Here is a 22,163-nt window from a genome sequence, read left to right on the forward strand (position 1 = left end):
CCACTCGTGCGCGTGGAGGGTCTGTAGAGGGTCTTCCGCTCGGCTTATCCGTCACTTACATTGCCTGCGCATTACATCCGTGATCAAGGTGATCAGTGAGGGGACGGAGAGCGCCGATGTCAGAGACCCCGGAAGTGACCGGAGGGCCGGTGGTGACGCCCGTACGCGTCGTCATCGCCCTCTGTCTGATCGCGCCCTTCGTGGCGATGCTCTGGGTGGGTTCCTACGCGAAGGTGGATCCGCAGTTCATCGGGATCCCCTTCTTCTACTGGTACCAGATGCTGTGGGTGCTGATCTCGACCGCGCTCACGATGGTGGCGTACAAGCTCTGGCAGCGTGACCAGCGGGCGCGCGGGGGAGGTGCCGGCCGATGAAGGACGGCGTGAACGGCGTGGCCCTCGCCGTCTTCATCCTCTTCTTCCTGGCCGTCACGGTCATGGGCTTCCTGGCGGCCCGCTGGCGCCGCGCCGACAACGAGCACAGCCTCGACGAATGGGGCCTGGGCGGCCGGTCGTTCGGCACCTGGATCACCTGGTTCCTGCTCGGCGGCGACCTGTACACGGCGTACACCTTCGTCGCCGTACCGGCGGCGATCTACGCGGCGGGCGCGGCCGGCTTCTTCGCCGTGCCCTACACGATCCTCGTCTACCCGCTGATCTTCATCTTCCTCCCCCGGCTGTGGTCGGTCTCCCACAAGCACGGGTACGTGACCACCTCGGACTTCGTGCGCGGGCGCTGGGGCTCGAAGGGCCTGTCGCTGGCGGTGGCGCTGACCGGCATCCTGGCGACGATGCCCTACATCGCGCTCCAGCTCGTCGGCATCCAGGCGGTGCTCGACGTGATGGGCGTCGGCGGCGGCGAGAGCACCCACTGGTTCGTGAAGGACCTGCCCCTGCTGATCGCCTTCGGTGTGCTCGCGGCGTACACCTACTCCTCGGGCCTGCGCGCGCCCGCGCTGATCGCGTTCGTGAAGGACACGCTGATCTACCTCGTCATCGCGGTGGCGATCATCTACATCCCGATCAAGCTGGGCGGCTTCGACGACATCTTCGCCAAGGCCGGCGAGGCGTTCAGCCAGACCAACCCTGCGACGGGCAAGCCGCGCGGCGCGCTGACCCCGGCGGAACCGGGCCAGTGGACGTACGCGACACTCGCCCTGGGCTCCGCGCTCGCGCTCTTCATGTACCCGCACTCGATCACCGCGACCCTGTCCTCCAGGAGCCGTGACGTGATCCGCCGCAACACCACGATCCTGCCGCTGTACTCCTTGATGCTCGGGCTGCTGGCCCTGCTGGGCTTCATGGCGATCGCGGCCGGCGTCAAGGTCACCAACGGCCAGCTGGCCATCCCGCAGCTCTTCGAGGACATGTTCCCGTCGTGGTTCGCGGGCGTGGCGTTCGCGGCGATCGGCATCGGGGCGCTCGTCCCGGCGGCCATCATGTCGATCGCGGCCGCGAACCTGTTCACCCGCAACATCTACAAGGACTTCATCAAGCCGGACGCCACGCCCCGGCAGGAGACCCAGGTCTCCAAGCTGGTCTCGCTCCTGGTCAAGGTCGGCGCCCTGGTCTTCGTCCTCACCATGGACAAGACGGTCGCCATCAACTTCCAGCTGCTGGGCGGCATCTGGATCCTCCAGACCTTCCCGGCCCTGGTCGGCGGCCTGTTCACCCGCTGGTTCCACCGCTGGGCCCTGCTCGCCGGCTGGGCGGTCGGCATGGCCTACGGCACGTTCGCCGCGTACGGGGTCGCCTCCCCCACCCAGAAGCACTTCGGCGGCTCGGCCAAGGAGATCCCCGGCATCGGCGAGATCGGCTACATCGGCCTCACGGCGTTCGTCCTGAACGTGGTGGTGACCGTGGTCCTGACGTTCGCCCTCAAGGCCCTGAAGGCCCCCGAGGGCATCGACGAGACCAGGCCCGAGGACTACACGGCGGACGCGGGCGACCCGGGCGTGCAGGTGGAACTGCCACCGGCCACCGCGGGGACCTCTCCCCAGCCGCCGGTCCCCGGATCCTAGTCCCGCGTGCGCCGGGCCATCGCGTCCCAGAACCGGTCCAGTTCGCGGACGCGCATGCCGACCCAGTGCGGTGTCTTCCGACGCAGGAGCCGTGGGAAACAGCGGCGGATGCGGCCGGGCAGCAGGGCCTGCTGCTGCCGGCAGAACGGCTCGCGTATCTCCCCCCGGGGCACCTCGCCCCGGGGAGGGTAGGGACAGAGCTGGAACTTGCAGTCGGGCAGACAGTTCGAGCCCGGGACGGGAGGGGAGCTGCCGGCGGCGGTACCGGGCCGCAGCGGCTCACGGTTGGTACGGATGCAGGGCGGGAGCGGCATACCGGGCTGCTCCGCACGGGCCAGCCGCTCCTCGACCTCGTCGGGATGCCCGTCGCGTTCGATGAGGTTCAGCATGACCAGGATGTCGGCGACCAGGCGCTGGGCACGGCCGTCGAGCGTGCTCCACCCGGACGAGGGCGGAATCCACAGGTTGTGCTTGCGGTAGCCGCTCCGATGGCGGGTACGCGAGCCGATGGTGCCGGCGACGCCCATCTCGTCGATCCAGAGGAAGCGCTCGGGCTGGCCGGTCTCCAGGGCGAGGGCCACCAGGTCGCCCGCCTCGGCGACGAACGGATGCAACAGCGTCCTGGGCGCGTCGCCGCCGGCACCGGGGACATCGGGCGTGTTCACGGTGCCGGCCATCGACAGCCACCGCTGCACGGTCTGCACGGCGTCCGTCTCACCGATCGCCCGGGACGGATCCCGCTGCCCGTAGTGCTCGTGGCCCGGCTCCGGCACCGTGCCCTTCTCCCGCTCCTGACGGACCGAGGTGTCCGGGAGTTCCCACAGGCACAGCGCCTGGAGCAGGCTGACCTGCGCGTACCAGCACCGGGACTGCTGCAGCACGGTCTCCGCCAGCCGGATCAGGTCGGCACGGTTGCCCGGGTCCGCGTGCGGATGGAGTCTGCGCCGGTTGGCCGCGTACTTGAACCCCTGGGCCAGCGCCGCCTCCAGGACGAGCGGCAGATCGGGGGTGCCCCGGGTGAGCCGGGGGTCGAGGTGGCCCAGCCACTTGGCGAGGCGTTCCCGGGCTTCGTCGCGGTGGGACGCGCTGACCGAGCCCAGGAGCATGGGAAGGATCCAGGCGCGCATCACGAACTCCCGGAACAGGTCCACCCGCTGTTCGAGATACTCCTCGTCGATCGCCTTCCGCTCGTCGTGCTCCGCTGCGCCGGATTCGTACGGCCCCGCCGGGGCGGTCGGACGGGCGGCGCTCTCCTCCTCCATCTTCTCCGCCCACGCCTCGTACTTCCGCCTCCTGTCGCCTTTCAGCTTCCTGACGAGGCCGTTGTACTGCTTCACGGGATCGGTGTGCAGACCGACCCGCTCCCGGATCAGGGCGAACGCGGCGTTGCCTCCGGCGCCGCACTCCTGGGCCGCCGCCAGGCGTATCGAGTAGTCGGGCTCCTTGATGCCCATCTGATAGAGCTGCCAGTACATCTGGGTGGTGGCCGTCTCCTCGGGCAGCGTCCGCAGCACCGCGCCGATCTGTCGGAGCAGCCGCGCCTTCGCGTCCACCAGGGTGCGCCGATCCCCCTTGGCGCGCGGCCAGCGGTTGCGTATGTCGCTGATGACGTCGCTCAGCAGTGCGCGGTCCCGCTCCACACACAGGGTTTCCAGGACCGCGGTGAAGAGATCGAGCGCCTTCGGATCGTCCGTGCGGTGGCTCGCGGCCTCATAGAGCCGTTCACCCAGGGTGCGTGGCCGCTGCCTCGGCATGTTCCTTCGCATGCCGGCCGGTCGCAGCGGCCCGCCGTTCGCCTGCTTCCGCTCGGCACCGGAACGGCGCTCCCGGTCCGCGGACTCCGCCGCACGCCGACGGGACAGCAGCACCAGGGCGATGAGCAGCTCACGGCTGGGGCCCGGCGGTTGCAGCGCCTGATCGACCAGTTCTCCGGCAGCTCGCTGCCCCAGGTGGTGCAGCACGCGGAAGCCGAAGTAGGCCTGGATGATGCTGTGCGGGAAGCGGACCCTCTTCTCGAACCCCTCCACCAGCCCGAGCTTGTCCGCGTTGCCGGCGAAGCGGGCGAGGACCGCCTGGGCCTGGTCCGTGCTGCTCTCGGTCAGGAGCCGCTGCGCCTCCTCCCCGAGGTTCCTGCGGAGCGAGTTCCAGATCTTCTGCCGGTGCCACTCCGAGAAGGCATGGCCCTGTCTGCCGTTGCGGTCCTGGCGCGGTCCACCCGTCCGCGGGCCTGTCCGAGGCGTCGCGCTCCGTTCGCCGCCCGGGTGGGCGTCGTCGGCGAGCAGCTCGGTGAGGCCCACCTCCAGCTTGTCCTGGAGCAGCCCGATGCACGCCAGGGCGGACACCACCTCGACCGTGTCACGGCGCTCCCGCTCATTGAGCGCCACCTCCTCGCGCAGCAGGCGCTCGCACAGGGTGTCGTTCCACCGCTGCAGCAGCCACAGCCGTAGCGTGCCGCGGTCCCTGCTGCGGGTGTTCAGCCGCTTGGGATCGTCCAGGGCGCCGTGCCGGTGCAGTTCACGGGCGATCTGAAGGTAGACGGGCGACTCGGTCACCTCCGCCGTCTCCACGATCCAGTCCACGCGCCGCTCGTCCGAGTCGGGAACGTGCGCCTGGACGAAGCGCAGGGCCTCCTCCTCGCTCAGTGGTTCCAGCTCCACGATCGCGGCGGCGGTGCTCTCCAGGGGACTGTGCGGCCGCGAGGCGATGACGAGCGGCAGTCTCTCCTTGTGCGCGCGCTCGATGGCCTTGCGGATGATGTTGTCCCGGTTCTGCTGGAGGCGCTCGTCGAGGAGGGCCTCCTCCAGACCGTCGGCTATCACCACCGGCTTGTCATCGGCGAGCAGTTGCTTCCAGACCCGGTCGTTCTTGCCGCGGGCCAGGACGCCCTGGGGTGCCTCCTCGGCGAAGCGCTGCCGGGCCAGGCTCTGGAAGTCCAGGTCGGCATCGCCGTCCACGTCCCGCAGCCGGATCGGCACGGGCACGGCGTGCTCCCGGGCGAGCAGTTCGCAGAGCCGCACCAGGACCGCGGTCTTGCCCGCACCCACACCGCCGACGAGCAGATAGGGTCTGCGCGTGCCGCGGTCCCGCAGCCGTTGGGCGATGACCTCGGCGATCGCCTCACGGCCCACGATCCCTGCGACGTCCTGGCCGGCGGTGAGCACCAGCCGGCGGGGATCCCTGCGAACCTTGGTGAGGTAGCGGCGTTTGGTCCAGCTGTACCAGAAGAACAGGAACAGCGCGGCTGCGATCGAAGCGGTCAGGACCGGGCCGAGGAGGTTCAGAAGGTCCTTGAGCCCCTTGTTCCCCTCGCGCGCATCGCCGAAGCCGGTCGTGTCGCCCGTGACGGCGGTGTACACGTCGTCCCCGCACCAGGCGAGGATCGCCAGGAAGGCGATCAGCCAGATGAGTCTGGTGAGGTTGCCGTAGGAGAACCACCGGTGCCAGGTCTTGGGGCGGGTGACGCCACGGCGGGCTTCCAGACGGATCGTCAGGCGGTGCCAGCGGGCGAGGAGTACGCGTCTGACGCCGTGCCCGGCCCGTCTGAGATGCAGCGTCGCCATCGGCGCGTTGCTGGGCCGCTGCTTGCCCCGGGTGTGACGGACGACCCTGGTCATCTTGTGCTCTCCCTCCGAGAGCTTTCCTCGGGACGGGGGACCTGCGGGCACCGGCACCTCCTTCCATGGAATCACTCCCGCCACACCCCGCAACCCGGGCGCCTCCAGGGAAAATCGGGAGGTCTGCGCGCGCGGCTCCGGCAGACTCGGGGTCATGGACATCGTGATACGGCGGGCGGAGCCCGGTGAGTACGAACCGCTCGGCGACATCACCGCACAGGCCTATCTCCAGGACGGCCTCCTCGACTACGGCGAGGGGGACGAGTATCTGCCGGTGCTGAAGGACGTCGCCGCGCGCGCGGCCGCCGCGGAGGTGCTCGTGGCCGTGGACGGTGACCGGCTCCTCGGCGGTGTCACCTTCGTCGCCGGCCCCGGCCCCGTCGCCGACATCGCGCGGCCCGGCGAGGCCGAGATCCGTGCGCTCGCGGTCGCGCACGACGCGCGGGGCCGGGGTGCCGGGGAGGCTCTCGTACGGGCCTGTCTCGACCGGGCGCGGGCCACCGAGGGCTGCACGGCCGTCGTCCTGTCGACCCAGCGCAGCATGCACACCGCCCACCGGATCTACGAACGTCTCGGCTTCGTCCGTACACCCGGGCGGGACTGGAATCCCGTGCCGCATCTGGACGACGTCACTCTCCTCACCTATGAGTTGACACTCTGACACCACCCCGACACAACATCTGGGGGTGGCGTGACAGGCGAGCACAAGATGTATGCTCATGCTCGTTGTCGCCGCAGGGGAATCCGGTGCGAATCCGGAACTGTCCCGCAACGGTGTACTTGTGCATGTCTGTGCACGAGCGTCAGTCCGAGGACCTGCCGACAGCGCGCCCGGCCGTCCCGGTCCGGGTGCCTTGACGTCCGGGTCTCGTGGAGTGGGCCGGTGGACGCGACGCCGCGCGCGCTCGTGTTGCTGCCCCCTGCCCTCCGCCAGGCCCCCTGCCGAGCGAGGGAGAGCCCCACGTGACCATCGCGCCAGTCGATCCGGCCTCAGTCATCCAGCCGGACACCGACGGTCCCGGTACCGCGCTGCTGCGGACCCTGACCGAGCTGACCGCCGACCTCCCCGACGCCGACCCCGGGCGGGTCGCCGCCGCCGCGCTGCGCGGCCGGTCGGCGCGGGCGGACGAGACGGAGCTGCGCGAGCTGGCCACGGAGGCGGCCGCCGGCCTGATCTCCGAGGACCCCGCCTACTCGAAGCTGGCCGCCCGGCTGCTGACGGTCTCCATCGCCGCGGAGGCCGCCTCCCAGGGGGTCACGTCCTTCACTTCGTCCGTCGCCGTCGGCCACCGCGAGGGGCTCGTCGCCGACCGCACCGCCGACTTCGTACGGCTGCACGCGGCCCGGCTGGACGCGCTGATCGACCCGTCCGCCGACGACCGCTTCGGCTACTTCGGGCTCCGCACCCTCCACAGCCGCTATCTGCTGCGCCACCCCCTCACCCGGAAGGTCGTGGAGACGCCCCAGCACTTCCTGCTGCGCGTCGCGAGCGGTCTCGCCGAGGACGACACGGCGCGCGCCGTGGACGAGGTCGCCGCGCTCTACGGGCTCATGAGCCGGCTCGACTACCTGCCGTCCTCCCCCACCCTCTTCAACTCCGGCACCCGGCACCCCCAGATGTCGTCCTGCTACCTCCTCGACTCCCCGCTGGACGAGCTGGACTCGATCTACGACCGCTACCACCAGGTCGCCCGGCTCTCCAAGCACGCCGGCGGCATCGGGCTGTCGTACTCCCGCATCCGCTCGCGCGGTTCGCTGATCCGCGGCACCAACGGGCACTCCAACGGCATCGTGCCGTTCCTGAAGACCCTGGACGCCTCCGTCGCCGCCGTGAACCAGGGCGGGCGGCGCAAGGGCGCGGCCGCGGTCTACCTGGAGACCTGGCACTCCGACATCGAGGAGTTCCTGGAGCTGCGCGACAACACGGGTGAGGACGCCCGCCGTACGCACAACCTGAACCTGGCGCACTGGATCCCGGACGAGTTCATGCGGCGGGTGAACGCCGACGGGCAGTGGTCGCTGTTCTCCCCCGCCGACGTGCCCGAGCTGGTCGACCTGTGGGGCGAGGAGTTCGACGCCGCGTACCGCGAGGCCGAGAACAGGGGCCTCGCGAAGAAGACCATCCCCGCCCGTGATCTGTACGGCCGCATGATGCGGACCCTCGCGCAGACCGGCAACGGCTGGATGACCTTCAAGGACGCGGCCAACCGCACCGCCAACCAGACGGCGCTGCCCGGCCATGTCGTCCACTCCTCCAACCTCTGCACGGAGATCCTGGAGGTCACGAACGACGGCGAGACGGCGGTCTGCAACCTGGGTTCGGTGAACCTCGGCGCGTTCGTCGACCCGACGAGCGGCGATCTCGACTGGGAGCGGCTGGACGCCACCGTCCGCACCGCCGTCACCTTCCTGGACCGGGTCGTCGACATCAACTTCTACCCGACCGAGCAGGCGGGCCGGTCCAACGCCAAGTGGCGTCCGGTGGGCCTGGGCGCGATGGGCCTCCAGGACGTCTTCTTCAAGCTGCGGCTGCCCTTCGACTCCGCCGAGGCGCGCGCGCTGTCGACGCGGATCGCCGAGCGGATCATGCTCGCCGCGTACGAGGCCTCCGCCGACCTCGCCGAGCGCGGTGGCCCGCTGCCGGCCTGGGAGAAGACCCGTACCGCGCAGGGTGTGCTGCACCCCGACCACTACGGCGTCGAGTTCACCTGGCCGGAGCGCTGGGCGGCGCTGCGCGCGCGGATCGCGAGGACGGGCCTGCGCAACAGCCTGCTGCTCGCCATCGCGCCGACCGCCACCATCGCCTCCATCGCGGGCGTCTACGAGTGCATCGAGCCGCAGGTGTCCAACCTGTTCAAGCGCGAGACGCTGTCCGGCGAGTTCCTCCAGGTCAACTCGTATCTGGTGCAGGACCTCAAGGAGCTGGGCGTGTGGGACGCGCGCACCCGGGAGGCGCTGCGCGAGTCCAACGGCTCGGTGCAGGACTTCGCGTGGATCCCGGCGGACGTACGGGCCCTGTACCGGACGGCGTGGGAGATCCCGCAGCGCGGTCTGATCGACATGGCCGCGGCCCGCACCCCGTACCTGGACCAGTCCCAGTCGCTCAACCTGTTCCTGGAGACGCCGACCATCGGCAAGCTCTCCTCGATGTACGCGTACGCCTGGAAGTCGGGCCTGAAGACGACGTACTACCTGCGCTCGCGTCCGGCGACCCGGATCGCCCGGGCCGCCCAGGCGCAGACCCCGACCACCATTCCGGTGCAGCAGACGGCCGACCCCGACGCCGTCGCCTGCTCCCTGGAGAACCCCGAGTCCTGCGAGGCCTGCCAGTAATGCCCAGCAACAAGAACCTGCTCGACCCCGGCTTCGAGCTGACGCTGCGTCCCATGCGCTACCCGGACTTCTACGAGCGCTACCGGGACGCCATCAAGAACACCTGGACCGTGGAGGAGGTCGACCTCCACTCGGACGTCGCCGACCTCGCCAAGCTGTCCCCGATGGAGCAGCACCTGATCGGCCGGCTGGTCGCCTTCTTCGCGACGGGCGACTCGATCGTGGCGAACAACCTGGTGCTGACGCTGTACAAGCACATCAACTCCCCCGAGGCGCGCCTGTACCTGAGCCGGCAGCTCTTCGAGGAGGCCGTCCACGTCCAGTTCTATCTGACCCTGCTGGACACCTACCTGCCCGACCCCGAGGACCGTGCGGCCGCGTTCGCCGCCGTGGAGAACATCCCCTCCATCCGCGAGAAGGCGGAGTTCTGCTTCAAGTGGATCGACGAGGTGGAGAAGCTGGACCGGCTGGAGAGCACGGCCGACCGCCGCCGCTTCCTGCTGAACCTGATCTGCTTCGCCGCGTGCATCGAGGGCCTGTTCTTCTACGGCGCCTTCGCGTACGTCTACTGGTTCCGCAGCCGGGGTCTGCTGCACGGTCTCGCCACCGGCACCAACTGGGTGTTCCGGGACGAGACCATGCACATGAGCTTCGCGTTCGACGTGGTCGACACGGTCCGCAAGGAGGAGCCGGAGCTGTTCGACGAGCAGCTCCGGCAAGAGGTCACCGACATGCTCCGGGAGGCCGTCGAGGCGGAGTTGCAGTTCGCGCGGGACCTGTGCGGCGAGGGGCTGCCGGGCATGAACACCGATTCGATGCGGCAGTACCTGGAGTGCGTCGCCGACCAGCGCCTGGTGCGGCTGGGCTTCGCCCCGGTGTACGGCTCGGAGAACCCGTTCTCCTTCATGGAGCTCCAGGGCGTCCAGGAGCTGACCAACTTCTTCGAGCGCCGCCCGTCGGCGTACCAGGTGGCGGTGGAGGGCACCGTCGACCTGGACGAGGACTTCTGACGCCCGCTACACACGGGTGCGGATCAACCGCGCCGCGTTTCTGATCTCGCGGTCGATACGGCGGTCCCGGACGGCGCCGGCCACCGCGGGGGCGACCAGGAACGCCAGGATGACGAGGACGGTGAGCATTCCGACGAGGCCTTCGATCTGGTTCGTGTTCATGGACACCACTGTCCCGCCGGACACTCCTTACCGGGAGTGGCAGGACTGCCGTACACCTTCAAATTGCTGCCACTCCGGGTGCACACTGGAGGCATGTTGCGGAACGTGGTCGCCGTCCTGCTCGACGGTGTGCATCCCTTCGAACTCGGCGTGGTCTGCGAGGTCTTCGGCATCGATCGCCGTGACGAGGGCCTGCCGGTGTACGACTTCGCGGTGGTCTCGGCCGAGGGCCCGTCGCTGGGGACCCATGTCGGCGGGCTGAGCGTCTCCACGCCCTACGGCCTGGAGCGGCTGGAGGAGGCCGACCTGATCACCCTGCCCGCCGGGAGCGGCTACCACCTGCGGGAGTATCCGCCGGAGCTGCTCGACGCCCTGCGCCGGGCCGTGGCGCGCGGGACGCGGGTGCTCAGCGTGTGCTCCGGGGTCTTCGTACTGGGCGCCGCCGGGCTGCTCGACGGGCGGCGGTGCGCGGTGCACTGGCACCACGCCGACGCGCTGACCCGCCAGTACCCGCGGGCCGTCGTCGAACCGGACGTCCTCTACGTGGACGAGGACCCGGTGATCACCTCCGCCGGCACCGCCGCCGGGATCGACGCCTGTCTGCACCTCGTGCGCAAGGAGCAGGGGCCCGAGGTCGCGAACCGGATCGCCCGGCGGATGGTCGTCCCGCCGCACCGGGACGGCGGGCAGGCGCAGTACATCGAGCGGCCGCTGCCCCGCTCCTCCTGCGACACGGTCGGGGAGGTGCTGGCCTGGATGGAGGCGCACCTCGACCAGGAGGTCACGGTCGAGCAGCTCGCGGCCCGCGCGCACATGGCGCCGCGCACCTTCGCCCGGCGGTTCCAGCAGGAGACGGGCACCACCCCCTACCGCTGGCTGCTGCGCCAGCGGGTGCTGCTCGCCCAGCAGCTGCTGGAGGCCACGGACGAGACGATGGACGCGATCGCCTGGCGCACCGGCTTCGGCACGGCGGGCGCCCTGCGCCATCAGTTCGTACGGTCGCTGGGCACGACCCCGAACGCCTACCGGCGGACCTTCCGGGGGCCGCAGGCGGTCGCCTGACCGTCCGCGGCCCCCGGCGGGCCCCCGCGCGCTCTCACCCCGGCAGCGCCCGCAGCCGCAGCCGGCGCGGCCGGAGCGTGATGCCTATGTGCGTGCGGTGGTCGGAGCCGGGCGCGGGCTCGAAGCGGAACGCGCTCGCGACCACCGCGGCGATCAGGGTGAGTTCGGCCATCGAGAAGTGGTCGCTCGGGCACTTGCGGTTGCCGACGCCGAACGGCGACATGGCGTACTTCGGCGCCGGGGCGGAGTGACCGGGCAGCCAGCGGTCGGGATCGAACTCCTCGTTCCGCTCGAACGAACGCGGATCGCGCTGGACCGCGTACGGGCTGTAGACGATGTCCGCACCGGCCGGAATGCGGTATCCGCCGAGCTCGGTGTCGGTCACCGCGCGCCGGGTCAATATCCATACGGCGGGATACAGCCGCATGGTCTCGACCACCACATTGGCCGTGTGCCGGAGCTTTCGGACGTCGTCGAATGCGACCCGCCGGTCACCGACAACGTTTTTCACCTCTGCGCGGATCTTGTCCACTTGATCCGGATGCTCGGTGAGGACGTGGAGCAGCGACATGACCACGGAACCGGCGGTTTCGCTGCCCGGGGTCAGTATCGCGACGACCTGGTCGTGGATCTCCTGTTCCCCGATGGGATCGCCATTCTCGTCCGTCGCCTCGAGCAAAGCCGTCAGCAAATCGTCCGGCTTTTGGCCGGACGCCCGGCGCTCGGCGATGATCTCGTCGACCAGCCGGTGCAGATCGGCCAGTGCCCGGTTGAATTCGCGGTTGGCCGGAATCGGTACCCGATAAAGGGGTCCGAGGGGGAGCACCATGCGCTGGTACATACCGGCGAACAGCGTGGCGAGCGCGGAGGTGATGCGCTCGGACCGGGCGTCCATGTAGGTGCCGCGCATCAGACAGCGGGCGGAGATGCGCACGGACACCCGGAAGCCCTCGGCGGTGGCGTCGAGGACCTCGCCGCGGCTCCAGCGTTCGACGAGCGCGTACGCCTCCTCCTCCATGATCGGCCCGTACGCGGGGATGGCGTCGAGCCGGAACGCGGGCTGGATGGTGCGTCGCTGGCGGCGGTGGAGCGGGCCGTTGGCGGTGGCCACGCCCTCCTTGCCGAGCAGGCTCTCCAGGGACTCCCACAGGGGGCCGGAGATGATGTAGTCGGGGCTGAGGGCGAGTTCCCCGGTGAGTTCGGGCGCGGTGACGGCGTACAGCGTCTTGGGGCCGAGCCGGAGGCGGACCACGTCACCGTGGTCGCGGAGCTGTTCGAGGAAGGCCAGCGGGCCGCGGGCCAGCCTCCAGCCGTGGCCGAGGAGCGGGACCCGGCCGCCGGCCAGGGGCGGTTCCTGCGGTGCCATGGCCCTGGAGGACCCGGGTTTCACCGATTCGACGGTCATTTCTCACCTGCCGCTTCGTTGTTGACGTACGGGGGCGTGGACCGGTCGTCCCAGCTGTCCACCGTGTACCGGCCGGACTCGTGGTGGAACCAGTAGACGGAACTGAACCAGTTCCGCATGTTCGCGAGGCAGGCGCGTACGGTGGCACCGAGTTCTTTTCCGCGGACCGTCCCGTCGGCGAGCCGGTCGGCCAGCCGTAAGACGTCCTGCTCCACGTCGAGGAATCCGGATATGCATTCCTCGACGCGCCACCGTACTTCGTCCACCGCCTCTTCCAGAGTCAGTCCCTCATGGGTGATGAGACTGATTCCGAGATTGTGCACCTCGTCGCCCGCTATTTCCTTGGGGAGCGAACAGAGGTCGTTGTACCAGGCGGCGAATTCCTGGCTCAGCAGGGCCGCCTTCCGATAGGACGGGTGTTTCCGCACCGCGTCCGGGAGTTCGTATCCCGCGCTCAGTTCCAGGAGGTCGGTCCAGATCCAGTGTGCAAAGGTGAGCCGGCGCAGCGCGAGATATTCGTCGACCGGGGGTACCCGCCCCTGGAGGCGATTGCGGAATTCCCGGTCGTAGGCGTCGATCACAGTGTGGAAGTGGCGCCTGAACCGCGCGTTCCAGGCGCCGGGGAGGAACGCGAACAGCCGGCCCGCGCTGTCCGCGAGCCCGGCCACCAGCGGGTCGGGATGGCGCAGGTGGGCCGCCGGGGCGTCCAGGGCCGCGTGCAACCGGAACCTGAGCCGACGCCACTGCGCGGCGCGTCCGTGGACGACGTCGCGGTCGTGCCGGTCGTCCCAGACGAAGAACCATGCGCTGTAGTCGGCTATGGCCTGGAGAACCTCCTCGGAGGCGCCGAGGTAGTAGCCCGCCATCAGATCCGTGTAGCACAGTCCGTCGGCATATTCTTCGACCTTGTCCGCCGGCATGAGACCTTTTTCCAGCAGCCAGGAGCGGGTCTTCTCCTGCAACCGGGGCCAATACGGATGCAGATGCCGGGGAAAGGCAGCCTCGATGACCGGAAGAGAGAGCGAGGGCGGAACCGTTGGTGCGGCCACCGTCACCATGGTGCGGTATGTGGTGCTGTATGGGAAAGCTGGCACGAACAACCCCTCTCAGCCGCCAGTGGGCAACACGCCCCTCCCGCCGTGCCGGGCGCGCGCCGTTGCGTATCCCCGCACTTCCATTCAGCACCACGGCTGACCGTCCTGGGAACTGATTTGCTTCATTCACTACCTCAACATGGTTGAGAATCCCCCTCGCGCCGACCGGTTATCGATCAGCGGATGTGCATAAGCGATCGAACGTGCGTCGGACATACGAACGACGCCTGGCCGGGAGGGATCCCGGCCAGGCGTCGTGTACGAGGTGGCGTGGTTCAGTCGTTGGCGACCACGGGGTAACGGGGTTCGTTCTCGGCCATCTGCCGCAGGGCGTCCTTGCGTTCGCGCTTGGACAGCCGGTCGATGTACAGGTACCCGTAGAGGTGATCGGTCTCGTGCTGCAAACACCGGGCGAAGTACCCGGTGCCGCGCACCTTGATCGGGTTGCCGTGCTCGTCCTGTCCGGTCACCTCGGCGTAGTCGGGCCGGGCGAGCGGCGCGTACGCGGTGGGCACGGACAGACAGCCCTCGTTGCTGTCGTCCAGCCGGCGCCGGTCGGCGGGCAGTTCGACCAGCTTGGGGTTGCAGACGACCCCCACGTGCCGGGCGCCCTCGTCGTCGGGGCAGTCGTAGACGAAGACCTTCAGGTCGACACCGATCTGGTTGGCGGCCAGGCCCACGCCCTCGGCGGTGCGCTGCGAGGCGAACATGTCGTCGACCAGCTTGCGCAGCTCGTCGTCGAACACGGTGACGTCCTTGCACTCCTTGTGCAGCACCGGGTTCCCGACGACCGTGATGGGCCGCGAGGTACCGCGCTCCCGGTACGCCTGCTCCCGCTCCTCCGCCTCCTCGACGTCGATGACGAAGCCCTCGTCGTCCACGGGGAGCACGCCCGCGTGCTGCTGATCGGTGTCCTGCTGCGCCATGACCGACGATGCCTTCCTCAAAACCAGGGGTGATGCTGCGGATACAGGGTACGTGGACGCGCCCTTCAGGGGCGCGGGGAACTGCGCGACCAGCCACACCCGGCCCGCAGCGACACTACGACCTCAACACACCTCTTCCAGATCCCGCCAATCCCTGGAATCCGGGCTGTCGGCGACCCACCCGTCCAGCAACCCCCGCACCAGCCCGGCCGGCGCAGCCACCCCGCACTCCCGCTCCGGTACCCACAGCTGCCCGTCCGTCCGATGCCCCAGCGGCCCCGGATGCCCCGGCTCACTGTGGTCGTGCGGATCGAGATGCTCCCCGTCGCCCTCGTCCGACGGCATCCGCGACTCCGAGCACATCCGGCACAGCAACCGCACCGACGACGACCAGTCCTCCGCGGCGTACCCGGCGTCCGCGGCCAGCTGCTCCAGCGCGTCCCGGTCCGCCTCCGTCGCCGCCTCCAGCAGGACCACCCAGGTCGGCACCGGGGACGGCGCCCACAGCTCGATCTCGTCGAAGACGGGGTAGGAGTGGCCGGCGGCCGTGGTCCGCTCGCCGTGCGGCACACCGTCGTGCAGGACGACCTCGCCCCAGCGCCGCCCGGACGACGGCAGCGGGATCGACAGCACCTCCATCCGGGCGGGGTCCAGCCGCCGCCCCCACACCACCTCGGCCTCCCCCTCCGGGGACAGCCGTACGGCGGCGCTGCCCAGCTCCATCCCGACGGGCTCGCCGGAGCCGATGCCGCTGCCGGGCACGTGCAGCCCGTACGCCTGCCAGGCACGGCGGGCCAGCGGCCAGTCCTGGAGCGCGGTGGCGGCGATGCCGACGTTCCACCAGTCGGGCGCGCCGGTCTCCCGGTCGAGCAGCGCGACCGCGCGCAGGCCGGCGGTGCGGGCCTGCTCCCAGTCGTGCCGGAACTTGTGCAGCAGGGCGAGGTTGAACCAGGACTCCGACAGCCAGGGCTCCAGATCGGCGGCACGTGTCAGCAGTGCGCCCGCGTCCTCGTAGCGTCCGTCGCCGATGAGCGTGAACGCGCGGTCCGTGGCCTGCCGCCAGGAGGCGGAGGGCCGGTGCCGTCCCTTGCCGAAGATCCTCACGATTCCCGCCTGCCAGTTCCGTTCAGTGGGCTGGCCAGTGCCCCCGGACACTCTCTCCCTCGCATCCAACCACGTGCGGCTGGGAGGGCGCTCATTACCCATGGGTTACCCACCCTCGGGCAGGGTCAGACAGCCACGGCAGAGCACCCTGGCCAGCGCCTCGACGACCTCCGGGGCGTACTCCCCGCCGGTACCGAGCCGCAGCTCCTCCAGCGCGGTGAGGGGGCCGCCGGGGCCGGTGCCCTGCACCTTCTCCTCGTACGCGTTCACCACCCGGACGATGCGGGCGGCCGGCGGCTGCTCGCGATAGGGGTCGGCCTGCCGCTCGACGACCGCCGCGACCTGGGCGCTCGCCCCGGTCTGGCGGACGACGGCACCGCCGAGCAGGGCGATCCGGCGCTGCTCGGCCGCCGGGAGGCCGGAGGTGGCGCCCGCCGGGACCGGGTCGACCAGGCTGAGCTGGCCGATGTCGTGCATGAGCGCCGCGTACTCCAGGACGGTCAGCTCCGCCTCCGGCAGCCCGAGGTCGCGGCCCACGGCCTGGCTGAGGGCGGCGACCCGGCGGGCGTGCCCGGCCGGGGTGTAGCCGGCGATCTCGGTGGCGCGGGCGAGGGAGACGATGGTCTGCCGGTTGGTGGCGCGGACCGCGGTGTACCGGCGCAGGGAGAGCTGCGTGAGCAGCAGCGGCACCGAGAACACGGGCAGCGCCCACAGGCCGACGACGGCGACCGCGAGCGCCATCACCGCGCCGGTCGCGCACACCGCCGAGCCGATCCCGGGCACCGCCCGCAGTTCGTCGCGGAGCAGCGGGGGAAACGGCCAGCCGGTGCGGGAGTGCGCGAGCGCGGCGGCGACCACGGCGTCGCAGAGCACGGTCAGGACGAGCAGGGCGAGCAGGACGAGGGCGTAGAGGGGGCCTCTCCAGCGGTCGAAGGCCCCGTTGTTGTACAGCGGTTGGAAGCAGACGGCCGCGAAGCCGACGGCCAGGACCCGGCGGACGAGGTGGTCGAGGACGGGTCCCTGCCCGCGGGCGAGATGGGGCACGCTGCCCAGCAGGGAGGCGGCGGCGACCACCGACACGACCTGGGCGACCCCGTGGTGGCCGGGGTGTCCGGCGTGCTCGCCGAGCAGGGCGTACGACAGTCCCCCGGCGGCGCCGAGCGGCGCGGCCTCCCGCAGTCCGGGCCCGCTCAGCACCTCCCCCACGGCGACCAGCGCCCCGAAGGCCAGGGCGACGGTCCCCTCCTCGACGCCGGTGCGGAAGGTGACGAGGAGCGAGCCGACGGTGAGCAGGGCGGCCACGGTGTGCAGCGGGCGGCGCGGGGTCATCGGGTCACTCCGGGACGCTCCGGGGCGGCGGCGGGCTCGGGGACCGTGCGGCGGGGCTCGTCCGCGGTCACCCTCGGGTGCCAGCCCTCACGGCCGACGACCCGCACCAGGGCCGTGACCATACGGGGGTCGAACTGCGTCCCGGCGCACCGCTCCAGCTCCGCCAGGGCCGTCTCCACCGGCCGGGCCCGGCTGTAGCTGCGGGTGGAGGTCATCGCGTCGAAGGCGTCGGCGACGGCCACCACCCGTGCGGGTTCCGGGATCTGACGGCCCGCCAGCCCATAGGGGTAGCCGCTGCCGTCGATGCGCTCGTGGTGGTGGAGGATCGCCGAGCGGGCCTCGCCGAGGAAGGAGATCCCCCGGGTGATCTCATGGCCGTACTCCGGGTGCAGTTCGATCACGCGCCGTTCCTCGGGTGTCAGCGGTCCGTCCTTGCGCAGCAGCCGGGTCGGCACGCCGAGCTTGCCGACGTCGTGCAGGATCCCGGCGAACCGGATGACCTCGATCCGGCTCTCGTCCATCCCCAGCTCGCGCGCGATCATCACGGAGGCCTGTCCGACGCGTTCGCTGTGGCCGCGGGTGTAGCCGTCCTTGATGTCGACGGCCTGGACGAGTGCGCGGATCGTCGCCCGGTGCGCGGCGCGCTCGCGGTGGTACTGGGCGAACACCCACCAGGACACGGCCATCGGGAACAGCACCAGCAGCGCGGCCACCGGCCCGTAGGGGCTGCGCCAGAGCACGGCCATCATCAGGCCGGCGAGTCCGTGCACGGCGAGGGGCGCGAGCGCGCGCAGGAACAGGCCCCGGCAGACCTTGAGCGCCGGGAGGCCCTCGGCGAGCGCGAGCATCCCGCCGTCGAGGGCGGCGAGCACCGCGCAGTGGACGAGGACGGCCGCGCCCGCGGGCAGCAGTGCGTACGGCACGTCGGAGCCGGCCACGGCCGCCGGCCCGCCCAGCGCCCCGTGGAGGTGGGCCGCGGCCCACACGGCGAGGGACGACTGGGCGGCCCGCCAGACGCGGCGCAGCAGGAAGGGGCCCTTGTCGACGTACGAGCACAGGGCCCCGGGGAGCGGGACGAGCGCGGCGGCGGGCGCCGGCAGGAGGAAGGCCCCGGCGAGCAGGACCGGGGAGAAGGTCCCGGCGAACCGGCGCCGGGCGATCTGCTCGCCCGCCGCGTACAGCGCGGCGAGCAGTCCCACGGCCCACCAGGGCGTGCCCGGGGCGGTGGTGAGCGGGGACGGACCGAGCAGCGGGTACAGACAGAGCAGGGCGGCGAGGGCGGCACCGGCGACGTAGGCGCGCGCCCGCGCCGGCACTCCCTCCATGACGCCTCCCCAGCCATGCCCGTCCGGGCTCCGTCAGCGGTCCGGGCTTCGGAGCCTAGGGTGGCGTGGGGTGGCTCTGCGGGCGTATCACCCGCGGATTAGCACATTCGGGTGAAGACGGACCCGGTCAGGACTCCTGCGGAGAAACCGGGGAGACCGGAGAGACCTGTGTGACCGGCGTGGCCGTCACGTCGTGCTCGGGCACGGCCTGCCCGGAACGGATCAGATCGAGCCGTCCCAGGACCTTGGCGCGCAGGTCGGTCGGTACGTCGTCATGCCCGCAGCACCGCTTGACCAGCTTCTTCACGGCCTCTTCGAGTCCGTACTTCTCCAGGCACGGCGAGCACTCGGTGAAGTGCTGCTTGAACTTGTCGCGATCGACGTCCGGCATCTCGCTGTCGAGGAACTCGTAGAGATGATCGAGTACCTCACTGCAGTCCGTCTCGTGCGGCTCTCCGCAGCTCATGAGCCCGAGCCTTTCGCTTCGTTCGAGTCCCCGGCACCGGCCGGGACCAGCCCGCGCTCACGGGCGTAGTCCTCGAGCATGCCGCGCAGTTGACGCCGGCCCCGGTGCAGCCGGGACATCACCGTACCGATGGGTGTCCCCATGATGTCCGCGATCTCCTTGTACGCAAAGCCCTCGACGTCCGCGAGGTACACGGCGATGCGGAACTCCTCGGGAATGGCCTGGAGCGCCTCTTTCACGTCCGAGTCGGGCAGGTGGTCCAGCGCCTGCGACTCGGCGGACCGCAGACCGGTCGACATGTGCGACTCGGCGCGGGCGAGCTGCCAGTCCTCGATCTCCTCGGCCGCACTGCGCTGGGGCTCGCGCTGCTTCTTGCGGTACGAGTTGATGAAGGTGTTGGTGAGGATCCGGTACAGCCAGGCCTTGAGGTTGGTGCCCTCACGGAACTGGTGGAAGGACGCGTACGCCTTCGCGTACGTCTCCTGCACCAGGTCCTCGGCGTCCGCCGGATTGCGCGTCATGCGCAGCGCCGCCGAGTACATCTGGTCGAGGTAGTCGAGCGCGTCCCGCTCGAAGCGCGCGCTGCGCTCCGCGGACGACTCGTCGCTCGCGCCCTGGCCCTCGGGCAGCTCCGCCTGGCCGTTGTCGGTCCCTGCGTCGGTACCGGTGACCGGACCCACCTCCTCAAGATTCCGGACGGGACCGAATCCGGTCCCACTCGAATCGGAGGATAGACGACTACCCGTGCCTGCCGCCGCTCCAAAAGGAGTGGTGGTGGCCGCGTGCAGCACCGTCCAGTCCAGGTCGGTGCGGCCGGAACGGCTCGGGCAGATGGTCGAACCCATGCGGCGGACTTCCTCTCCCACGACATCGGTGCTGCGTGTTCAGCACTTCTGTCCGCCTCAACAGCGCGCCCGCGCACAACATTCCCGAAGCTTTACCCCAGTGACCCGGTCCACCGCACGACCGCGTCCGTGACGATCCCCACGGCCTCCTCCTGGCCGATCTCCGCCCGCTTGGGCACGGCGAGGCCGTGGTCGGCGTACGGCACCTCGACGATCTCGTACGCCCCCTCGGGGAACTCCTCGGGCCGCCCGAACGTGTCGTTGCCGCCCTGGACGACGAGCGTGGGGACCCCCGACCCCAGCAGTTCCGCGGCGCGGGACTTCTCCGGCCTGCCCGGCGGGTGGAGCGGGAAGCTGAGCGCGAGGACCGCGTGGGCCCCGAGCCCGACCGCCGTGCGGCAGGCCACGCGCGCCCCGGCGCTGCGGCCGCCGGAGACCACCGGGAGGCCGGGTTTCGCGACGGCGGGCCAGATCCCGCGCCAGCCGGTGTCGAGGGTCTTCGGCGCGGGCGCCACCTTCTTGCCGGCCACCCGCCAGGGCTGCTCGACGAGGGCGACGGTGACGCCGTGCGCGGGGAGCGCGGCGGCGAGGGCCCTGAGGTCGCGGGCGTCGATGCCGCCGCCGGCGCCGTGGCTGACGGCGAGGACGAGGCGGGGCCGCCGCGCCGGGTGCCAGGTGATGCGGGCGTCGCCGGCGTCGGTGGGGACGAGTTCGGTGGTGACTGCGCTCACGGTGCTCACGTCAGAAGAGTGTGCCCTCCTCGGGGCCCTCCAGCTCCTTCAGCAGCTCCGGGCTGTTGTTGCGGACGTTGCTCACGGCCGTGGACACCGGGTAGGCCCGCATCAGTCCGGGCGGCGGGGGCTCCAGCAGGGAGCGCAGGTCCTCGGGGTCGGTGCGGGCCGGGTCCAGCCAGGAGTCCCAGCGGTCCGGGGTGAGCATCAGGGGCATCCGGGGGTGGATCTCGGCGAGCGCGTGGGGGCCGTCGGCGGGGGCCACGGCGAGCGGGGTGGTCTCGGCCTCGGTGGTGATCACCGAGCAGGTCACCCACCAGGCCTGCGGATGGTCGTCGGGCAGGGTCCGGTCCCGCCAGAACTCGTACAGCCCGGCCATCGCGAACACCGAGCCGTCGGCCGGGAGCACGAAGTAGGGCTGCTTGCGCGGCCGCTTCTTCTTCCCCTCGACCTCCAGGTCGCGCTCCTCCTTGGCGGTGACCCACTCGTAGTAGCCGTCGGCGGGCAGGATGCAGCGGCGCGCGGTGAAGGCGCGGCGGTACGACGGCTTCTCGTGCACCGTCTCCGCGCGCGCGTTGATCATCCGGGCGCTGCCCTCGGGCGACTTGGCCCAGGAGGGCACGAGCCCCCACTTCAGCTTGCGCAGCTGCCGAACCGGACGCCGGTCGTCGGCGTCCTTCACCGGACGGTCGAGGACGGCGTAGACCTCCTTGGTCGGCGCCACGTTGTAGTCGGGTCCGAGGGTCTCCTCGGGCTCCCAGTTCTCGATCTCAAAGACTCCTGCGAGATCCTCGGGCCTGCGACTCGCTGCATACCGTCCGCACATACGTGCCACACTGCCAGACTCGACACGACGAGAGGGAGCCACAGCCGAACATGGAGAGCACCGCCGCCCTAGCGCTGCCCGACCTGTGGGACCGTCTCGTCGGCACCCAGCCCGACCCCGATCTGTGGGTGGTGATCGCGACGGCCGTCGCGGCCCTCGCGGTCGTCGTCCCGCACAGTCTGTGGCGGATATCCCGCAACGCGATCACGATCGCCCACGAGGGCGGTCACGGCCTGATCGCGCTGCTGACGGGCCGCCAGCTCACCGCGATCCGGCTGCACTCCGACACCAGCGGCCTCACGGTGAGCCGCGGCAAGCCCCACGGCCTGGGCATGATCCTCACCGCCGCCGCCGGCTACACCGCTCCCCCGCTCCTCGGCCTCGGCGGCGCGGCGCTCCTCGGCGCCGGCCGCATCACCCTCCTCCTCTGGCTGGCGACGGCCCTCCTGGTCGCGATGCTGGTGATGATCCGCAACGCGTACGGCGCCCTCACGGTCGTCGTGACCGGCGGCACCTTCCTCCTGGTCTCCTGGCTGGCGGGCCCCCAGGTGCAGGCGGCGTTCGCCTACGCGGTGGTGTGGTTCCTGCTGCTGGGCGGCGTACGCCCGGCGTTCGAGCTCCAGGTCAAGCGCCGGCGCGGCGGCGCGGGCGACTCGGACGCGGACCAGCTGTCGCGCCTGACGCATGTTCCGGCGGGCCTGTGGCTGTTCCTGTTCCACGTGGTGTCGCTGTGCGCGCTGATGGGCGGGGGCCGCTGGCTCCTCGAGATGTGAGCCGACCTGTTCTTCAGGGGCGCGGGGCTCTGTCGATATGCGGCTCCGCCGCGATGGGGGTCCCCCCGCTCGAGCGAAGCCGAGAGTGGGGGAGCGACCGGCCCCAACGGCGCCGCACCCGAACGACAACCGCCGACT

The 22,163-nt window shown here is 70.7% G+C and carries 19 protein-coding genes and 1 riboswitch; of the genes, 7 read left to right on the top strand and 12 right to left on the bottom strand.

The window, feature by feature from the left end:
- Positions 1-116: 116 nt before the first annotated feature.
- Both ABZ490_RS43395 and mctP read left to right on the top strand, forming a co-directional pair.
- Complete coding sequence (locus ABZ490_RS43395; RefSeq protein WP_359003391.1) at positions 117-374, top strand: DUF3311 domain-containing protein; 258 nt, start codon at positions 117-119, stop codon at positions 372-374.
- On the top strand, positions 371-2,020 hold the full coding sequence (gene mctP / locus ABZ490_RS43400) for a monocarboxylate uptake permease MctP (RefSeq protein ID WP_359003393.1): 1,650 nt from the start codon (positions 371-373) through the stop codon (positions 2,018-2,020). Before ABZ490_RS43395 ends, mctP begins: the two co-directional genes overlap by 4 nt.
- On the opposite strand, the gene ABZ490_RS43405 is transcribed toward mctP, so the two are convergent.
- Positions 2,017-5,634, bottom strand: coding sequence for an ATP-binding protein (locus ABZ490_RS43405; protein WP_359003395.1), 3,618 nt, complete (start codon positions 5,632-5,634; stop codon positions 2,017-2,019). The two genes, mctP and ABZ490_RS43405, sit on opposite strands and share 4 nt — an antisense overlap.
- A gap of 154 nt (positions 5,635-5,788) precedes the next feature.
- Between ABZ490_RS43405 and ABZ490_RS43410 the strand changes: the two genes are divergently transcribed.
- The 3 genes from ABZ490_RS43410 to ABZ490_RS43420 all read left to right on the top strand — a co-directional run bounded on the left by ABZ490_RS43410 (position 5,789) and on the right by ABZ490_RS43420 (position 9,977).
- Positions 5,789-6,295, top strand: coding sequence for a GNAT family N-acetyltransferase (locus ABZ490_RS43410; protein ID WP_359003397.1), 507 nt, complete (start codon positions 5,789-5,791; stop codon positions 6,293-6,295).
- Between the two features lie 45 nt (positions 6,296-6,340).
- Positions 6,341-6,473: riboswitch (cobalamin riboswitch) on the top strand.
- 124 nt (positions 6,474-6,597) lie between these two features.
- Positions 6,598-8,967 carry a ribonucleoside-diphosphate reductase subunit alpha gene (locus tag ABZ490_RS43415; RefSeq protein WP_359003399.1) on the top strand — a complete coding sequence of 790 codons (2,370 nt, stop codon included), beginning with the start codon at positions 6,598-6,600 and terminating at the stop codon, positions 8,965-8,967.
- The gene (locus ABZ490_RS43420; RefSeq protein ID WP_359003401.1) at positions 8,967-9,977 is read left to right on the top strand and encodes a ribonucleotide-diphosphate reductase subunit beta; all 1,011 of its coding nucleotides are present in this window, start codon (positions 8,967-8,969) and stop codon (positions 9,975-9,977) included. The genes ABZ490_RS43415 and ABZ490_RS43420 overlap by 1 nt, the downstream gene beginning before the upstream one ends.
- A gap of 6 nt (positions 9,978-9,983) precedes the next feature.
- On the opposite strand, the gene ABZ490_RS43425 is transcribed toward ABZ490_RS43420, so the two are convergent.
- Positions 9,984-10,139, bottom strand: coding sequence for a hypothetical protein (locus tag ABZ490_RS43425; RefSeq protein WP_359003403.1), 156 nt, complete (start codon positions 10,137-10,139; stop codon positions 9,984-9,986).
- 93 nt (positions 10,140-10,232) lie between these two features.
- Here ABZ490_RS43425 and ABZ490_RS43430 point away from each other — a divergent pair, with 93 nt between their 5' ends.
- Positions 10,233-11,201 carry a helix-turn-helix domain-containing protein gene (locus ABZ490_RS43430; RefSeq protein ID WP_359003405.1) on the top strand — a complete coding sequence of 323 codons (969 nt, stop codon included), beginning with the start codon at positions 10,233-10,235 and terminating at the stop codon, positions 11,199-11,201.
- Positions 11,202-11,235: 34 nt separating this feature from the next.
- Here the strand turns inward: ABZ490_RS43430 and ABZ490_RS43435 are convergent, their stop codons facing one another.
- From ABZ490_RS43435 to ABZ490_RS43480, 10 genes are all read right to left on the bottom strand, one after another.
- Complete coding sequence (locus ABZ490_RS43435; protein ID WP_359003407.1) at positions 11,236-12,606, bottom strand: cytochrome P450; 1,371 nt, start codon at positions 12,604-12,606, stop codon at positions 11,236-11,238.
- The gene (gene cyc1, locus ABZ490_RS43440) at positions 12,603-13,664 is read right to left on the bottom strand and encodes an epi-isozizaene synthase (RefSeq protein ID WP_359003493.1); all 1,062 of its coding nucleotides are present in this window, start codon (positions 13,662-13,664) and stop codon (positions 12,603-12,605) included. The genes ABZ490_RS43435 and cyc1 overlap by 4 nt, the downstream gene beginning before the upstream one ends.
- Before the next feature lie 311 nt (positions 13,665-13,975).
- Entirely contained in the window at positions 13,976-14,626 is a 651-nt protein-coding gene (def, locus tag ABZ490_RS43445; protein WP_359003409.1) for a peptide deformylase, read from the bottom strand.
- Between the two features lie 123 nt (positions 14,627-14,749).
- Positions 14,750-15,730: a hypothetical protein gene (locus ABZ490_RS43450; protein WP_359003412.1), complete on the bottom strand. Its 981-nt coding sequence runs from the start codon at positions 15,728-15,730 to the stop codon at positions 14,750-14,752.
- A 105-nt stretch (positions 15,731-15,835) separates the two neighbouring features.
- A complete protein-coding gene (locus tag ABZ490_RS43455) occupies positions 15,836-17,059 on the bottom strand; it encodes an HD domain-containing protein (protein WP_359003414.1) in 1,224 nt (407 codons plus the stop codon).
- On the bottom strand, positions 17,056-18,384 hold the full coding sequence (locus ABZ490_RS43460; RefSeq protein WP_359003416.1) for an HD-GYP domain-containing protein: 1,329 nt from the start codon (positions 18,382-18,384) through the stop codon (positions 17,056-17,058). Before ABZ490_RS43460 ends, ABZ490_RS43455 begins: the two co-directional genes overlap by 4 nt.
- Positions 18,385-18,511: 127 nt before the next feature.
- Complete coding sequence (gene rsrA / locus ABZ490_RS43465; RefSeq protein ID WP_359003418.1) at positions 18,512-18,850, bottom strand: mycothiol system anti-sigma-R factor; 339 nt, start codon at positions 18,848-18,850, stop codon at positions 18,512-18,514.
- Positions 18,847-19,530, bottom strand: a complete 684-nt coding sequence (gene sigR, locus ABZ490_RS43470; RefSeq protein ID WP_359003420.1) for an RNA polymerase sigma factor SigR — start codon at positions 19,528-19,530, stop codon at positions 18,847-18,849. Before sigR ends, rsrA begins: the two co-directional genes overlap by 4 nt.
- A 257-nt stretch (positions 19,531-19,787) precedes the next feature.
- A complete protein-coding gene (locus ABZ490_RS43475; RefSeq protein ID WP_359003422.1) occupies positions 19,788-20,435 on the bottom strand; it encodes an alpha/beta family hydrolase in 648 nt (215 codons plus the stop codon).
- A 1-nt stretch (position 20,436) separates the two neighbouring features.
- Entirely contained in the window at positions 20,437-21,252 is an 816-nt protein-coding gene (locus tag ABZ490_RS43480) for an SOS response-associated peptidase (RefSeq protein ID WP_359003424.1), read from the bottom strand.
- Between the two features lie 50 nt (positions 21,253-21,302).
- Between ABZ490_RS43480 and ABZ490_RS43485 the strand changes: the two genes are divergently transcribed.
- Positions 21,303-22,025 carry a M50 family metallopeptidase gene (locus ABZ490_RS43485; protein ID WP_359003427.1) on the top strand — a complete coding sequence of 241 codons (723 nt, stop codon included), beginning with the start codon at positions 21,303-21,305 and terminating at the stop codon, positions 22,023-22,025.
- The last annotated feature ends 138 nt before the right edge of the window (positions 22,026-22,163 follow it).

Origin of the sequence: Streptomyces sp. NPDC005811 (assembly GCF_040630405.1) — a bacterium.
In the GTDB taxonomy this organism is placed as follows: Bacteria; Actinomycetota; Actinomycetes; order Streptomycetales; family Streptomycetaceae; genus Streptomyces.

Bases quoted from the DNA above. Each gene is read 5' to 3' on its own strand.
- ABZ490_RS43395 (WP_359003391.1), top strand. From the start codon at position 117: ATGTCAGAGACCCCGGAAGTGACCGGAGGGCCGGTGGTGACGCCCGTA.
- mctP (WP_359003393.1), top strand. From the start codon at position 371: ATGAAGGACGGCGTGAACGGCGTGGCCCTCGCCGTCTTCATCCTCTTC.
- ABZ490_RS43405 (WP_359003395.1), bottom strand. From the start codon at position 5,634: ATGACCAGGGTCGTCCGTCACACCCGGGGCAAGCAGCGGCCCAGCAAC.
- ABZ490_RS43410 (WP_359003397.1), top strand. From the start codon at position 5,789: ATGGACATCGTGATACGGCGGGCGGAGCCCGGTGAGTACGAACCGCTC.
- ABZ490_RS43420 (WP_359003401.1), top strand. From the start codon at position 8,967: ATGCCCAGCAACAAGAACCTGCTCGACCCCGGCTTCGAGCTGACGCTG.
- ABZ490_RS43425 (WP_359003403.1), bottom strand. From the start codon at position 10,139: ATGAACACGAACCAGATCGAAGGCCTCGTCGGAATGCTCACCGTCCTC.
- ABZ490_RS43430 (WP_359003405.1), top strand. From the start codon at position 10,233: ATGTTGCGGAACGTGGTCGCCGTCCTGCTCGACGGTGTGCATCCCTTC.
- ABZ490_RS43435 (WP_359003407.1), bottom strand. From the start codon at position 12,606: ATGACCGTCGAATCGGTGAAACCCGGGTCCTCCAGGGCCATGGCACCG.
- cyc1 (WP_359003493.1), bottom strand. From the start codon at position 13,664: ATGGTGACGGTGGCCGCACCAACGGTTCCGCCCTCGCTCTCTCTTCCG.
- def (WP_359003409.1), bottom strand. From the start codon at position 14,626: ATGGCGCAGCAGGACACCGATCAGCAGCACGCGGGCGTGCTCCCCGTG.
- ABZ490_RS43455 (WP_359003414.1), bottom strand. From the start codon at position 17,059: ATGACCCCGCGCCGCCCGCTGCACACCGTGGCCGCCCTGCTCACCGTC.
- ABZ490_RS43460 (WP_359003416.1), bottom strand. From the start codon at position 18,384: ATGGAGGGAGTGCCGGCGCGGGCGCGCGCCTACGTCGCCGGTGCCGCC.
- rsrA (WP_359003418.1), bottom strand. From the start codon at position 18,850: ATGAGCTGCGGAGAGCCGCACGAGACGGACTGCAGTGAGGTACTCGAT.
- ABZ490_RS43480 (WP_359003424.1), bottom strand. From the start codon at position 21,252: ATGTGCGGACGGTATGCAGCGAGTCGCAGGCCCGAGGATCTCGCAGGA.
- ABZ490_RS43485 (WP_359003427.1), top strand. From the start codon at position 21,303: ATGGAGAGCACCGCCGCCCTAGCGCTGCCCGACCTGTGGGACCGTCTC.